This window comes from Microbacterium sp. LWH10-1.2, from assembly GCF_038397765.1.
Taxonomy (GTDB): domain Bacteria; phylum Actinomycetota; class Actinomycetes; order Actinomycetales; family Microbacteriaceae; genus Microbacterium; species Microbacterium natoriense.
In genome coordinates this window covers 301,099-314,684 of the sequence record NZ_CP151638.1, presented here as the reverse complement: position 1 = coordinate 314,684, position 13,586 = coordinate 301,099, and the positions used below count along the sequence as shown (strand labels likewise).

The 13,586-nt window shown below is 70.3% G+C and carries 15 protein-coding genes; 7 read left to right on the top strand and 8 right to left on the bottom strand.

Translation table 11 applies throughout. The features are described 5' to 3' along the window. Window positions 1-12 precede the first annotated feature (12 nt). Genes MRBLWH10_RS01330 through MRBLWH10_RS01320 form a run of 3 tightly spaced genes read left to right on the top strand, consistent with a single transcriptional unit; the run spans window position 13 to window position 2,433 of the window. Window positions 13-930 carry a hypothetical protein gene (locus MRBLWH10_RS01330; protein WP_341941368.1) on the top strand — a complete coding sequence of 306 codons (918 nt, stop codon included), beginning with the start codon at window positions 13-15 and terminating at the stop codon, window positions 928-930. After that, window positions 927-1,202, top strand: a complete 276-nt coding sequence (locus MRBLWH10_RS01325; RefSeq protein ID WP_341941367.1) for a DUF4229 domain-containing protein — start codon at window positions 927-929, stop codon at window positions 1,200-1,202. The genes MRBLWH10_RS01330 and MRBLWH10_RS01325 overlap by 4 nt, the downstream gene beginning before the upstream one ends. Before the next feature lie 49 nt (window positions 1,203-1,251). Beyond that, entirely contained in the window at window positions 1,252-2,433 is a 1,182-nt protein-coding gene (locus MRBLWH10_RS01320; protein ID WP_341941366.1) for a hypothetical protein, read from the top strand. Between the two features lie 208 nt (window positions 2,434-2,641). Here the strand turns inward: MRBLWH10_RS01320 and MRBLWH10_RS01315 are convergent, their stop codons facing one another. The 4 genes from MRBLWH10_RS01315 to MRBLWH10_RS01300 form a co-directional block, all read right to left on the bottom strand. Continuing rightward, complete coding sequence (locus MRBLWH10_RS01315; RefSeq protein WP_341941365.1) at window positions 2,642-3,607, bottom strand: 1,4-dihydroxy-2-naphthoate polyprenyltransferase; 966 nt, start codon at window positions 3,605-3,607, stop codon at window positions 2,642-2,644. Window positions 3,608-4,346: 739 nt separating this feature from the next. Then, entirely contained in the window at window positions 4,347-4,991 is a 645-nt protein-coding gene (locus tag MRBLWH10_RS01310) for a dihydrofolate reductase family protein (RefSeq protein WP_341941364.1), read from the bottom strand. Window positions 4,992-5,013: 22 nt separating this feature from the next. Then, a complete protein-coding gene (locus MRBLWH10_RS01305; protein WP_105672811.1) occupies window positions 5,014-5,304 on the bottom strand; it encodes a DUF4287 domain-containing protein in 291 nt (96 codons plus the stop codon). A gap of 15 nt (window positions 5,305-5,319) precedes the next feature. After that, on the bottom strand, window positions 5,320-5,682 hold the full coding sequence (locus tag MRBLWH10_RS01300) for a cupin domain-containing protein (protein ID WP_341941363.1): 363 nt from the start codon (window positions 5,680-5,682) through the stop codon (window positions 5,320-5,322). Between the two features lie 45 nt (window positions 5,683-5,727). Between MRBLWH10_RS01300 and MRBLWH10_RS01295 the strand changes: the two genes are divergently transcribed. Next, window positions 5,728-6,753, top strand: coding sequence for a DUF5937 family protein (locus tag MRBLWH10_RS01295; RefSeq protein ID WP_341941362.1), 1,026 nt, complete (start codon window positions 5,728-5,730; stop codon window positions 6,751-6,753). A gap of 15 nt (window positions 6,754-6,768) precedes the next feature. On the opposite strand, the gene MRBLWH10_RS01290 is transcribed toward MRBLWH10_RS01295, so the two are convergent. Further along, window positions 6,769-7,227, bottom strand: coding sequence for an Lrp/AsnC family transcriptional regulator (locus MRBLWH10_RS01290; RefSeq protein WP_105672814.1), 459 nt, complete (start codon window positions 7,225-7,227; stop codon window positions 6,769-6,771). Window positions 7,228-7,299: 72 nt separating this feature from the next. On the opposite strand from MRBLWH10_RS01290, the gene MRBLWH10_RS01285 reads away from it, so the two are divergent. Then, a complete protein-coding gene (locus MRBLWH10_RS01285; RefSeq protein WP_341941361.1) occupies window positions 7,300-8,739 on the top strand; it encodes a DUF6421 family protein in 1,440 nt (479 codons plus the stop codon). 111 nt (window positions 8,740-8,850) lie between these two features. Beyond that, complete coding sequence (locus tag MRBLWH10_RS01280) at window positions 8,851-9,492, top strand: SDR family oxidoreductase (protein WP_223585928.1); 642 nt, start codon at window positions 8,851-8,853, stop codon at window positions 9,490-9,492. 44 nt (window positions 9,493-9,536) lie between these two features. On the opposite strand, the gene MRBLWH10_RS01275 is transcribed toward MRBLWH10_RS01280, so the two are convergent. After that, window positions 9,537-10,148, bottom strand: coding sequence for a GNAT family N-acetyltransferase (locus MRBLWH10_RS01275; protein WP_341941360.1), 612 nt, complete (start codon window positions 10,146-10,148; stop codon window positions 9,537-9,539). Further along, entirely contained in the window at window positions 10,145-11,662 is a 1,518-nt protein-coding gene (locus MRBLWH10_RS01270; RefSeq protein WP_341941359.1) for an MFS transporter, read from the bottom strand. The genes MRBLWH10_RS01275 and MRBLWH10_RS01270 overlap by 4 nt, the downstream gene beginning before the upstream one ends. A 72-nt stretch (window positions 11,663-11,734) precedes the next feature. On the opposite strand from MRBLWH10_RS01270, the gene MRBLWH10_RS01265 reads away from it, so the two are divergent. Then, window positions 11,735-12,802, top strand: coding sequence for a low specificity L-threonine aldolase (locus MRBLWH10_RS01265; protein ID WP_341941358.1), 1,068 nt, complete (start codon window positions 11,735-11,737; stop codon window positions 12,800-12,802). Window positions 12,803-12,979: 177 nt separating this feature from the next. Here MRBLWH10_RS01265 and MRBLWH10_RS01260 read toward each other — a convergent pair whose 3' ends face one another. Further along, window positions 12,980-13,582, bottom strand: coding sequence for an NUDIX hydrolase family protein (locus MRBLWH10_RS01260; protein WP_105672819.1), 603 nt, complete (start codon window positions 13,580-13,582; stop codon window positions 12,980-12,982). Window positions 13,583-13,586 lie beyond the last annotated feature (4 nt).

Below are 13,586 nucleotides of genomic sequence, written 5' to 3'. Positions count from 1 at the left end.
CACGATAGGGGGATGCCGCGACCACTCGGATCCTCGGGGAGACCCCTGCGCCGGAGATCCCTCGAGACGTTGGATCTCCGCTGGCTCACCGCGCGGGCGTGGACGAACCGGTGGTATCCGCAGGGCGTCGATCTCGGCATCCTGGACGGTCGACGGACCCTCGCGGTCAGCTGGTTCCGTCAGGACAGGGACAGGCATCACCTCGCCTCGCGCGTCTCCTTCATCGACCTCGAACGCTCGCGGCACCGCGACGTCGCCCTCGTGATCGAGGGTCCGGATGGAGAGCTGGAACCCGCGCGCATCCACGTCGGCGGTCTCGCGTGGTTCGGCGACCGCCTCTTCGCCGCGGCCACCATGCAGGGGATCTGGGAGTTCGATCTCGCCCGTCTCCGCACCGTGCGCGGCGCCGACGCCCGACGCCTGACCGGGTCTCTGCGGCGGAGCGCGCTCGTCGCGGTGCGCACGAGGATCCACCCTGTGGCGCTGCGGTGCTCGTTCCTCGGTCGCGTGTTCGACGCCGACGGCGAGCCGCTGCCGAGGGTGCTCATCGGCGAGTACCGCACCGGCGGAGACGGCCGGATCGGCGAGTTCCTCATGCCCGCGCAGGAGGGAGACGGCTTCGCCGCCGTCGAGGGCGGGCTCATCGCCCCCGGCATCCCGCACCTCCAGGGAGCCGTGCGCTGGGGTGCCACCTACTTCGCGTCGCAGTCCGACCAGCTGCGCCCCGGTGCCCTGTGGACGGGACCGGCCGGAGCACTCCGCCGCGCCGCCCAGCCCCTGCCCGCGGGATGCCAGGACCTCGCACTCGACCCGGACGCGCGGATGCTGTGGTCGCTGGGCGAGCACCCCTGGCGGCGCGTGGTGCGCGGCATCCCCTTCGCCCGCCTGGGGATCGAGCACCCCCGCGGCGAACGTAGACTGGACGGGTGAAGCCCGCACCGATCATCGTCTACACCGTGCTGCGGCTGCTGGCGTTCCTCGTCCCGCTCGCGATCCTCTGGTTCTTCTTCCCGATCTTCCGGGAGTTCTGGTGGCTCGCCGCGATCTTCTCCGCCCTCATCGGGGTGAGCATCTCACTGCTGTTCCTGCGCACGCCGCTCACCGACGCCTCGACGCGCCTCCACGAGCGTCGTCAGGCCCGCACCACCGGCGCCGAGTCGGATGCGAACGCCGAGGACGACGCACTCGACTCCGAGTCCTGAGCCCGCTTCCCGTGGTTCGTGCGGCGTCCGCACATGAGAGCCTGGTCTCGTGACCTCACGCCGCAGACCTCTCGGAGACGGACGACGCCGACGTGGCCGCGAGCTGCCACCCACCCCGGGCGTGCTGATCGGCGACGCTCTTGTCGGCCTCTCCGCTGCCGCCGCCGTCGGATGCGGCCTGCTCCTGTGCACGCTCCTGCTCCTGGCTCTCCTCGGCAGGTTCGTCTTCCCCGACTCCCCGACCGACTTCATCGAGGTGTTCGGCGGCCCACTCCTCGCCGCGGTTCTGGGCGGCGCCCTGTCTCTCATCACGTGGGGCTACGCGTCCACCGCACGACAGCTCGCCCTCGTCCGGATGTACGCGCGGACAGCCGACCCGCGCGAGCTGCGCAACGCCGTCGAAGTGCGCGGACCGATCGGGCGCGATCCGCGGGTCGCCGCCGTCGCCACGACCACGTCCATCGGCGTGATCGCCCTCGGCACGGGCGGCATCCTCCTCGCCGCCGACGCACTCCCCCTCATCGCCGCCGTCTCGCTGGTGATCGGCGCGCTCTGCATCCCTGTCGTGCTCGTCCTGCTCGCCGCCGACCGCCGCTGGGCCCGCGTCGCGGCCGACCGGCTCCCGACCGCAGCGCTCGGCGAGCAGGGACCAGCCAGAGTGCGCGTGGCCGACGATGACGTTCAGAAGCGGGTGGACGCCCAGGAGCGCCGAGAGCGCTCCGCGCTGGATCGCGCTGCGACGCCCCTCCTCATGGTGCTGACACCGGCAGCCCTCGCCTGCGCCGTCCTCTCGCTCCGTCCGCCGACGGGAGTCTCCGCACAGGCGCAGGTCGTCGGAGCCGCTGTGGGTCCGCTCTGCGTGCTCGCGCTTCTCGTCCTCGGAGCCCTTCGCATCGATCAGTTGCGTCGTGTCCTCCAGCGGGTTCGCGCCGGCAGGGTCGCGACGGCCGCCGATCAGGGGCGAGCATCCGCAGCGACGACGGCGCTCGCCGCGGACCTCCGCACGGCCACCGCGGTGTGGGTGCTGATCGGCGCCGGCGTGCTGGGCCTGACCGCTCCGGACCTCACCCCTGCTGTCGTGACGGCCGCCATCCTGCTGCTCGGGCTCGCCGCGCTCTTCTCTCTCGCGATGCGCCTCGGGGCCGCTGCGCCGTCGCTCCGCGAGGAGTTCGGCTACCGTCTCCCCGTCGAGCATCCGAGCGACGGAGGAGGAGGAAACCTCGTCTCCTGAGTGACACGCGCGGTCTTCCCGACTGAGACGCGCGGTCTCGTGGCTGAAACGCCCGGTCTCCCGGTTGAAACGCGAGGTCGTCTCCCCGCTGAGACGCGAGGTCTCCCCGACTGAGACGCGAGGTCTCCCGGCTGAGACGCGACGTCTCCCCGACTGAGACGCGACGTCTCCCCGACTGAGACGCGAGATCTCCCCGCTGAGACGCGCGTCAGCCGACGAAGGCCCAGAACAGCGCCCCCGCGTACAGGAGCGCCGCGAGCGACGTCAGGGCGAGGGCGATGACGAGTTCGCCGGGCTTGCGGTAGGTCCACACGATCACGAGCGCCGGGAGTGCGGCGAGCAGTGCCAGCAGCGCGATCCACGCGATCGGGAAGAGCAGCGCGAGGAAGGTCGAGATGCCGAACGGCGCGAGCACGAACAAGGTGTAGAGCACCTGGGTCGCCCGCGCGCCGATCAGCACCGTGAGGGTGCGCTTGCCCACGAGGCGATCCTGGTCGATGTCGCGGAGGTTGTTGGCGAGCAGCACGGCGCACGCGAACAGTCCAGCGGCCACCGCACCCAGCCACGCCTGCTGCGGCAGCGCGAAGATCTGCACCCAGGTCGTGCCGAGTGTGGCGACGAGCCCGAAGAACACGAACACGAACACCTCGCCGAGGCCGAAGTAGCCGTAGGGGCGCTTTCCTCCGGTGTAGAACCACGCGGCGACGATGCAGACCGCTCCGACGGCGAGCATCCACCACTGCTGCGTGCGGATGACGATCGCGAGACCCACGACCGCCGCGAGAGCGAAGAAGACGAGGCCGATGATCAGCACGGTGCGCGGTGACACCCGGCCCGAGGCGGTCAGGCGTGCGGGTCCGACACGGTGCGCGTCGGTGCCGCGGATGCCGTCGCTGTAGTCGTTCGTGAAGTTCACGCCGATCTGCAGGAAGACCGCGACCGCGAGGCACGCCAGCGCGATGACCCAGTGGAACTCCGGTCCTGTGCTGCGCGCAGCTCCGGTGCCGATGACGACCGGCGCGATCGCGAGCGGCAGCGTGCGCAGACGGGCTGCGCCGATCCAGTCGGATGCCGTCACCGGGCCGAGCTCGACGACGGGCTTCTTCGCCGGGTTCCCGCTCGTGCGGACGGGAGCGCGACGGGACTTCTTCTTGCGATTCGAGGATGCTGCCACGGAGGGAATCCTACTGGTCACTCCTTTTCCCGCCGTCGAGCGAGACGAGACACGACGCGAAGCCGCACCCCGGCGAGGAGCCGGCGCCACCTCGGGAGGAGAACCCCCACGGGAGGAGAACTCACGTTCGGGAGGAGAACTCACGTTCGGGAGGAGAACTCCCCACGGGAGGAGAACTCACGTTCGGGAGGAGAACTCCCCACCGGGGGAGACTCCCCACGGGAGGACAACGCACGTTCGGGAGGAGAACTCCCCACCGGGGGGGGACTCCCCACGGGAGGAGAACTCACGTTCGGGAGGAGAATCCGGGCGGAATCCTCCTCCCGAACGTGATATCTCCTCCCGAACGCGAGCACACGCGCCCACGCCCGTGCCCACGCCCACGCCCGCGCCCGCGCAGACGCGACGCGACCACGCGACCACGCGACCACGCGACCACGCGACCACGCGAGCACGCGCACAGAGACCACGTGCCTGCCCGCGCAGACCCGACGCGACGCGACGCGAACTCACGTTCGAGGGGGGGAAACTCCCGACGGGAGGAGAACTCACGTTCGGGAGGAGGATCCGCGCGGAATCCTCCTCCCGAACGTGATATCTCCTCCCGAACGAGAGCACACGCGACCCCGCCCGCGCCCACGCGACCCCGCCCGCACCCGCGCCCGCACAGACGCGACGCGACGCGAGCCCGCGACGGCGCGACCTCGCCCGCGCGATCGCACGGAGGAGGATCGGATGCTCAGCGACGGGTGAAGGTGACGTGCGTGACGCCGCTCTCCGCGACCTCGCTGCGGACGGCGTAGTCGTTCTCGATGCCGCGCAGGCCGTCCCAGATGCGTTCGCCACTGCCGATCACGAGGGGCGCGACGGCCACGTGCAGCCGGTCGATGAGCCCCGCCCGCAGGAACTGCCGCACCACGTCTGCGCCGCCGCCGATGCGGACGTCGCCGTCGCCCGCGGCCTCGGTCGCGCGCGCCAGCGCCTCCTGCGGGGTCGCCTCGATGAAGTGGAAGACCGTGCCGTTCGCGAACTCGATCGAGGCGCGCGGGGTGTGGGTGAGCACGAACACGGGCACGTGGAACGGCGGTTCGTCTCCCCACCATCCGCGCCAGTCGGGGTCGTCGCCGTGCTGGTGCAGGCCGAACATGCCGGCGCCCATGATCTCGGCGCCGACCTCTTCGAAGTACGCGGCGGCGTAGTCCTCGTCGAGTCCTGTCGTGCCCTCCCCGGAGGTGTCGCCGAGCACGCGGGCGCGGAAGGTGCGGGTGGCGGTGTAGGCGGCGACGAGCCGACCCCAGTCCTCGCCGAAGGGGTTCTCCGGCGTCTGGTCTGTGGTGGTCGCGAAACCGTCGAGGGAGATGTTCAGATCGGCGCGAACGGCCATGTCGGTGCTCCTTGTAGAGGGGTCAGAGTGCGGGCTTGCTGTCCTTGCCGTCGAGCCACAGCGTGTCCGACGCATCGCCGTGGGCCCCGCCCTTGCCGACGTGCTTGTCGCTGATCTGCGGTCCCTTGGTGATGACGTGCACGAGGGCCATCGCGTGACCCTGGCCGAGCTGATACTCCTCCTTCAGCCAGGCGACGATCGGGGTGGCCTTGGTCTCGGGGCCGAATCCCTTCTCCGTGGCCAGTTCGATGAACTGCCGGGGGGTGAGGCCGGTCTTGGTCTCGATGTTGTCGAGGTATGCCTGGAACGACATGTGCTCTCCTGTGTGTCAGTCCTCGTCGAGGAACGTCTGGATGATGGTGGCCGAGGCGTGGATGCCGATGATGCGCAGCACTCCTTCGCCGACGTTGGTGAAGCGGTGCGGGACGAACGCGGGCCCGGTGGCCGTGTCTCCCGCCACCGCCAGCAGCGTCTCGTGGCCGACGGTGATCTGCGCGGTGCCCTCGAGCACCACCCAGGTCTCAGGGTAGGGGTGCCAGTGCAGCCCCGGCCCCTGTCCTGGCTGATTCTCCACGTAGAAGTACGAGACGGCCGCGCCGTGCTCGCCGCCCTCGAAGCGACGGCTGCGACCTGTGCCGATGCGGATGTCCGCCGCGGCGACGATTCCTGCGGACGTCGGTGCGCTGTTCATGGGTCCAGTCTCGACACCCCCACCGACACGGCCTAGAGTTTCGATGTGGATCGAAACTCCGCTCCGATCGAAGGCGTCGAGCATCCGGATCACCGGGTGGAGTTCCACCTGAGCCCCGGCGACATCCAGGCCGTGCGCTTCGGGATCTCCCCCGGGCACGAGCTGGCCCACGCCGTGCGCGTGCTGCTGCGCCCGGCGCAGCATCCGCTGCAGTGGGGATGGCTCCGAGCGGTGCGCGAGCGCCTCCCCCGCCGGAGCTTCGAACTGCTCGCCGTCGTCATCGGCGAGGACGGCTACCTCCCCGACTTCCTCACGACGGCCGCGGCGTGGGATCTGACGCCCGACGCCGAGCGGGAGGCGCTGCGGCAGACGCCCCTCGACGGCATGCGCGTGGACTTCGGCAAGATGGTCGACCGGTCGACAGGGGCGCGTCAGCGAGCGCTCAGAGACATGCAGGAGCGTCCAGCGCGGGCGCGGGCGATGATCGCCGACGCCTGGCCGGAGGTGTGGGATGCCGTGCTCGCGCCGGTGTGGTCTCAGCTGGAGCGGCTGCTGCGCGCCGACATCGCGGTGCGGTCGCGGACCATCGCATCGTCGGGCATCGCCGCCATGGCCGAAGATCTGCACCCGCGGGTGAGCTGGGGAGAAGGGGCCGTGCGCGTGCAGCTACGACGGCACAGCGAGCACGTCGACTGCCGCGGAGGCGGACTCGTGCTCGTGCCATCGGTGATGTCGTCGTGGGGCTGCATGGTGCTCACCGAACCGCCGGCCCAGCCGACCCTCTACTACCCCGCGCGAGGCGTCACCGCGGGCTGGGCGCGCGACGCGGCGGAGGTGGCCGACGCGCTCGGCGCCCTGCTGGGTCCTGCGCGCGCCGACATCCTGCTCCACGCGGGAGTCGCGCGCACCACCTCGCAGGTGGCGAGGGGTGCCGGCATCGCGGTGTCGACGGCATCCCACCACCTCACCGTGCTCCGGGGCGCCGGGCTCATCGGCAGCGAGCGCGAGGGCAACCGGATGCTGCACCTGCGGACGCCCCTCGGGGAGGCGATGATCGGCGCGGCGATCTGATCCGCGGCGACCGGGTCAGTCCGCGGAGCCGACGGGGATGATCGGCCGGTGCTCGTAGTAGGTCTGCAGCACGACCGTGGTGCGCGTGCTCACGTTCGCGGCGAGGCGGATGTCGCGGACCAGTCCTTCCAGCGCCCGGGGGGAGGCCACCCGGACGAACAGCATGTAGCTCGCGTCTCCGGCGATGGAGTGGCAGGCCTCGATCGCGTCGAGGTGCTCCAGCAGCTCGGGGGCGTTGTCGGGCTGCGCGGGGTCGAGCGGGGTGATCTCGATGAAGGCCGAGAGCGGCGTGCCCGCCTGCTCCGGGTCGAGGATCGCGCGGTAGCCGGTGATGACGCCACGCGTCTCGAGGCGCTTCAGGCGCGACTGCACGGCCGACACCGAGAGGCCCACGGCATCCGACAGCTGGGAGAGCGTGGCGCGGCCGTCTCGAGAGACCTCGGCGAGGATCGCGCGGTCGACAGAGTCATCCATGGATGTAAGATTATCGTCAGGATTCCGTATATGCCGGAATCTTTCCGCCACATTCTCCGATCGGAGGTCCCGATGTCCATCATTTCCGCCACCAGCTCCGCTGCACAGGCCATCGTCGGCGAACCCGAGGTCGTCGAGGACGCCACGATCGCCGAGCAGAGCGCCGCCTGGGCGCAGCTCAAGGACGCCGCGATCGCCATCCGCGCGCTCCAGATCAAGGACGGCTCCATTCCGGATGCCGCGCACCACGGCGTCGCACGCGAGCTCGTCGCCGCGATCACCGCCGGCATCCGCGCCCTGGCTCCCGCCTTCCCGCACGACGCCGACTACCTCGCGGCCTCGATCGTCGACTTCGACCGCTGGGCCTCCGAGGACTTCGGCGTGCCGGACTTCCTCGACTCGCTCGTGGCCTTCCAGCCGCAGCAGCACCGCGTCGACGGCATCCGCCACCTCGTGATCTTCCCGATGTACACGCAGAACGGGTCGAGCGATCGCCTCGTCGAGGCGCTCATCGTCGAGACGATCTGGCCGGAGTTCATCGCGGCGCTCGAAGCGGGCGACTACGGCAACAAGCTGTTCGTCTCGCTGCGTCTCGTCGACTTCACGCCCGGCTACGACACGAACTCGGCCGTGCTGTTCCCCGAGACCGTCGCGATGCGCGAGATCCCCTCCTTCACGTGGGGTGCGATCTTCCAGGACCGCGAGGCCGCCCGCTACCGCCGGGTCACCCGCGCCGCCTCCGAGATCACCAACCTCGACCTGCCGGAGCGCGCTGCGGCGATGCTCGACGACCAGGCGCTGACCGAGCGCGCGTTCGTGATGTGGGACATCATCCACGACCGCACGCACATGCGGGGCGACCTTCCGTTCGATCCGTTCATGATCAAGCAGCGGATGCCGTTCTTCCTCTACTCGCTGGAGGAGATGCGGTGCGACATGACCGCGTTCCGCGAGTCGGTGAAGATCGAGCGCGCCCTCGCGGCCCGCATCGCCGCCGGCGAGGAGCTGACCGAGGCCGAGCGGGAGATGCACGACCACGCCGGGCTCGTGCAGTACGCCGTGATCTTCGACCGGATCTTCCGCTTCTCGATCACCGGCAACCGCACCCGCAACTACGACGCGGTCGGCGGCCAGCTGCTGTTCGCGTGGCTGCACCAGCGGGGCGTGCTGCACTGGACCGACACCGCTCTCGCGTTCGACTGGGACAACGTCCCCGACGCCGTCGTGGCGCTGGGCGATGCGATCGACGACCTGTACTGGCACTCGATCGACCGCCCGAAGGTCGCGCACTGGCTGGCCGCGTACGAACTCGTCCGGGGCACGCTCACGCCGCACCCGGCGTCGCAGTGGGCCCGTGGGCTCTCCGACGAGATCCTCGCCGGCGCCCCCAAGGGCTACACGGACGCCGTGATGGACGACGAGTTCCCGCTGTCGATGTTCTTCGAGACTCTCGACAAGAAGATGAAGCCGGTCATCGAGTCGACCGTCGGCATCCGCGGCACCGACGACTGATCACACGCGCCCTTCTCGGACGCCCTCCCGTTTATCGGATGATTCGGGGAGGATCGTCCGAGAAGGGCGCGTTCGTCCGAGAATCGGATGCCGTCGAAAGGGGAACCCGTCATGAGCGTCAGCGGTCGCACCATCGTCCTCGCCGGAGCCACCAGCGACGCGGGGCTCGTCGTCGCGCGCGCACTCCTGACGGCGGGAGCTCGGGTCGTCGCCACCGGGCGCTCGGCGTCGCGGTTGGCGCCGCTCGCCGATGCCGGCGCCGAGGTCGAGGTCGCCGATGCGACCTCCGTGGAGGAGATGACCTCGCTGGCCGCACGCCTCGACGTCGTCGACGGGGTGCTCCCGCTGGTCGGCGGATGGCGCGGCGGCGGCGGGCTCGCAGGACAGTCCGATGAGGACTTCGACGCCCTTCTCCCCGCCCTGCTCGCGGTGCGGGCCACGAGCCGCGCCTTCGATGCCGCGCTGCGCACCTCGGATGCCGGACGCTTCGCCGTCGTCTCGTCGACGGCCGTCGCCAGGCCGCTCGCCGGAGGGGCGAACTACGCGGCCGTGAAGGCGGCAAGTGAAGCGTGGGCGCGGGCGGTCGCGCAGGGCTTCGCGAAGGCGGCTCGCGACGCCGAAGAGCCGCTGCGTGCGGCATCCGTCGTGTTCCGCGCCAAGGCGCTCGACCCTGCCGCTCTCGCAACCGCCGTCCTCGCACTGTGGGATGCGGATGCCGCAGAGCTCAACGACCGCGTGATCGACCTCGCCTGACGGCGGCTGCGGACGCGGGCGCTCGGCGGGTGGAATCCGGCCGCTCAGAGATCGAGCCGCATCACGACGCGTCGGGTCGTCGGGTGGCTGACCTCGGTGAATCCGGCCGCGGCGAATGGGCCGACCGCGCCGACGTTCATCTCGCCCCACGAGACCGTGGAGCCTCCTGTGAGCAGGGGGTATCCCTCGATCGCCGTGGCGCCCTGCGCGCGGGCGTGGTCGACCGCCGCGACCACCATGGGGTACGTGAGACCCCGGCGGCGGAAGCCCGGTCGCACGATGAGGCGCGCGATCGCCCAGACGCCGTCGTCGTTCTTGTCCTCGTCGCGGCCCTTCCACGGCACCGACGATCCACGGAGTCGCCCGTAGACGCTGCGCCGATCGACCGCGCACCAGCCGACCGCCTCGTCGCCGAGGTAGGCGACGAGGCCGATCGTCTCCGTCGCACGCGGATCCCCGCAGTGCGTCTCGCTCCTCAGCAGATCGCGCCGCTCCTCCACGGGCATGTTCCACCAGTCGCCGTCACCGAGGCGTTGCCGTTCGCACTGGCACCGCGCCGCCGACCCCGTGAGGATCGACTGCAGGTCATCCCACCCGGCCTGATTCGCCGGGACGATCCTGATCTCCCCCGGCCCCGCGGCGTGCTGCGGGCTCACCGATCGCGCCCCTCGTCGGCCGCCTCCCTGCCGTCCGCCCCTGCTCGTCCACCGCGAGCTGATACCGGGTCGATCAGCGCGGGCCCGGACGAACGGGGAACCCCGCGCGATTCGGCATCCTCCGTCACGTCAGTAGCCGTCGACGAGGCGTCGTCGTCGGCATCCGCCGCCCTGTCGCCCTCTCCGCCGGGGATCTCCTGCGCCGGCGCGTTGGCGTACAGCTCGGTCAACTGCCGGTAGGACTTCGTGAGGAAGGCCAGACCGCCCACGACGACCATGATGAGCCCGGCGAAGAGGCAGATCAGGGCGATGCCGCGGGCCTCGCCCTGCCCGAGCAGCCAGCCCCACTGCGCGTCGCCGGCCGGGGTCTTCATGTACGGGATGATCAGGAACTCCGCGATCGGCGCGATGAGGAAGGCCGTGATCGGGGCGGCGGCCGCCTCCATCGCCGCCGCGACGCCGAACACCCGCCCCTGCCGCTCGAACGGCACGACCTTCTGGATCACGGTCTGCTCCGCGGCCTCGGCCGGCGGCACCATAGCCATGTAGACCCACATGCCCACGACGTACAGCGGCCACCACTCCCGCAGCATGAACACGGCCCCGAGCAGACCCATCGCGATGACGATGAGCAGGAGGGTGCGCATCGGTTTCGGTCCGAGTCCGAACTTCGCGACGAGACCTCCGCCGACCAGGAAGCCCGTCGAGGCGAACGCCAGCGCGAAGCCCCACGTCTGCGCGTCGAAGAGGGTGAGGCCGTAGGGATCCATGAGCGCCATGTAGACGCCGCCGATGAGGTTGTTGAACGTCGAGAAGATGATCAGCGCGAACAGGCCGGGTGCGAGCCTGATCGCCTGCACGCTGCCGCGGAAGTCGAGCGCGCTCGATGCGTTCGGGTCGGGCTCCGGTGTGCCCTCGGGGATGCGGATGAACATCAGGTGCACGAAGGTCAGCGCCATCGCGGCGATCGCGATCACCAGGGTCCAGCCCATGCCGAGGAAGCCGATCGAGAGCCCGGAGAAGACGCTGGTGACGAGGAAGGCCAGGCCCTGCACGGTGCCGACGAGGCCGTTCGCGTTGGCGCGCTTGTCTTCGTCGACCAGCAGGGTGACGGTCGTCGACAGGGCGATGTTGCGGAGCTGCTCGATGACCCCGCCGAAGAGGATCACCAGCGAGAACGCCCAGAACCACGGACCGCCGAGGTCGAGCAGCGCCGATTCGCCCTGCCAGACGTAGAGGATGCCGGCGACCAGGAAGGCCGCGGCCGAGACGACGCTCGACAGCAGCATCACGGTGTGCTTGCGGTGACGATCGACGATCGTGCCGAAGATCATCGCGAAGAAGGCGATGAAGAGCATGTAGGCGCCGCCGATGATGCCGGTGGCGAGCACGGACTGCGTCTCGATGTACACCCAGAACGTCAGCGCGAACCAGAGGAAGCTCGTCGTCACGTTGGCGATCAGCGTGTTGACGAGGACGTTCGCGAAGGCCGTCTTCGCCGCGGTTCTCTGCATGCTAAGAGGGTAGGCGGGGGTACGGACATCCGGTAGGCCTGTCGCGCTCCCCCGCGCAAATAGACTGGGTCGGTGAGCATTCAGCATGACCCCGCGATCCGGGGATTCGCCAGCGACAACTACTCCGGCATCCACCCCGACGTCCTCGCCGCCATCGCCGCGGCCAACGGCGGCCACCAGGTGGCCTACGGCGAAGACGCCTACACGGCGCGCCTGCAGGAGGTCTTCCGGTCGCACTTCGGCGAAGGCGTGCAGGCGTTCCCGGTGTTCAACGGCACCGGAGCCAACGTCACCGGCCTGCAGTCGATGCTGCCGCGCTGGGGTGCCGTGATCGCGGCATCCACCGCCCACATCAACGTCGACGAGGGCGGGGCCCCCGAGAAGATCGGCGGCTTCAAGCTGCTCACCGTCCCGACCGACGACGGCAAGCTCACCCCCGAGCTCGTCGACCGCGAGGCCTGGGGCTGGGGCGACGAGCATCGCGCGCAGCCGCTCGTGGTCTCGATCACGCAGTCGACCGAGCTCGGCACGCTCTACACGGCCGAGGAGATCAAGGCCCTCGCCGATCACGCGCATGAGCGCGGCATGAAGCTGCACGTCGACGGCGCGCGCATCTCGAACGCGGCCGCGGCGCTCGACCTGCCGCTGCGGGCCTTCACGCGCGACGTCGGCGTCGACGTGCTCAGCTTCGGCGGCACGAAGAACGGCGCGATGCTGGGTGAGGCGATCGTGGTGCTGAACCCCGAGGCGTCCGACGGCCTGAGCTACTCGCGCAAGTTCAACATGCAGCTCTCCTCGAAGATGCGCTTCGTCTCGGCTCAGCTCATCGCGCTGCTCGAGGGCGACCTGTGGCTGCGCAACGCACAGCACGCGAACGCCATGGCCCAGCGCCTCCGCGGGGCGATCGACGCCGGCATCGCCGACGGCACGATCACGGGTGTCTCGTTCACGCAGCCGACCCAGTCGAACGGCGTCTTCGCGACGCTGCCCGACGGCGTCGCCGACGCACTGCGCGAGTCGTTCCGCTTCTACGACTGGGACGCCGCACGCAACGAGGTCCGCTGGATGTGCGGCTTCGACACGCACGAAGACGACGTCGACGCCTTCGTCGCGGAGCTCGCGCGCCTGACGCAGGCCTGACGCACCGCCACCCGCTCACTCGCCGCGGCGCATCCTGCCGCCGAGCGCACACGAATTCGCCGACTGCACGGCTTGTTCACGCCTGCTTCCCGTGCACTCGGCGACTTCCCGTGCACTCGACGCTCGACGCGCTCAACGGACTCGACGCACTCGACGGAGCCGGAGCGCGGGCGCGCGCTACCGGAGCAGGCCGAGGTTCGCGAGGGCCTGCCGGATGAGCGTGCCACGGCCGCCCTCCATCTCGGCGGCGACGGCGTCTGAGCCCGCCTCCTCGGGAGTGAACCAGGTCACCTCCAGCGCGTCCTGACGGGGCTCGCAGGTGCCGGTCACCGGCACCACGAACGCGAGCGACACCGCGTGCTGACGGTCGTCGTGATAGGCGCTCACGCCCGGGATCGGGAAGTACTCGGCCACCGTGAACGGCAGCGGCTGCGGCGGCAGCAGCGGGAAGGCCATCGGCCCGAGGTCGTTCTCGACGTGCCGGAACAGCGCGTCGCGGATCGTCTCGCCGAAGCGCACCCGGCCCGACACGATCGTGCGGGTCATCTCACCCAGAGGCGTGGATCGCAGCAGGATGCCGATCTCGGTCACCACCCCCGAGCCGTCGGTGCGCACGGGGATCGCCTCCACGTAGAGCATCGGCATGCGACGACGAGCCTCTTCGAGCTCGACGTCGGTCAGCCAGCCGGGATTCGCCCCCGACGCCGGCGCGGCGCCGTCGAAGGAGCCGAGCCCCGAGTCTTCGGGTTCCGGATCGGGATCAGGTGTGCGAACCGCCATGTGT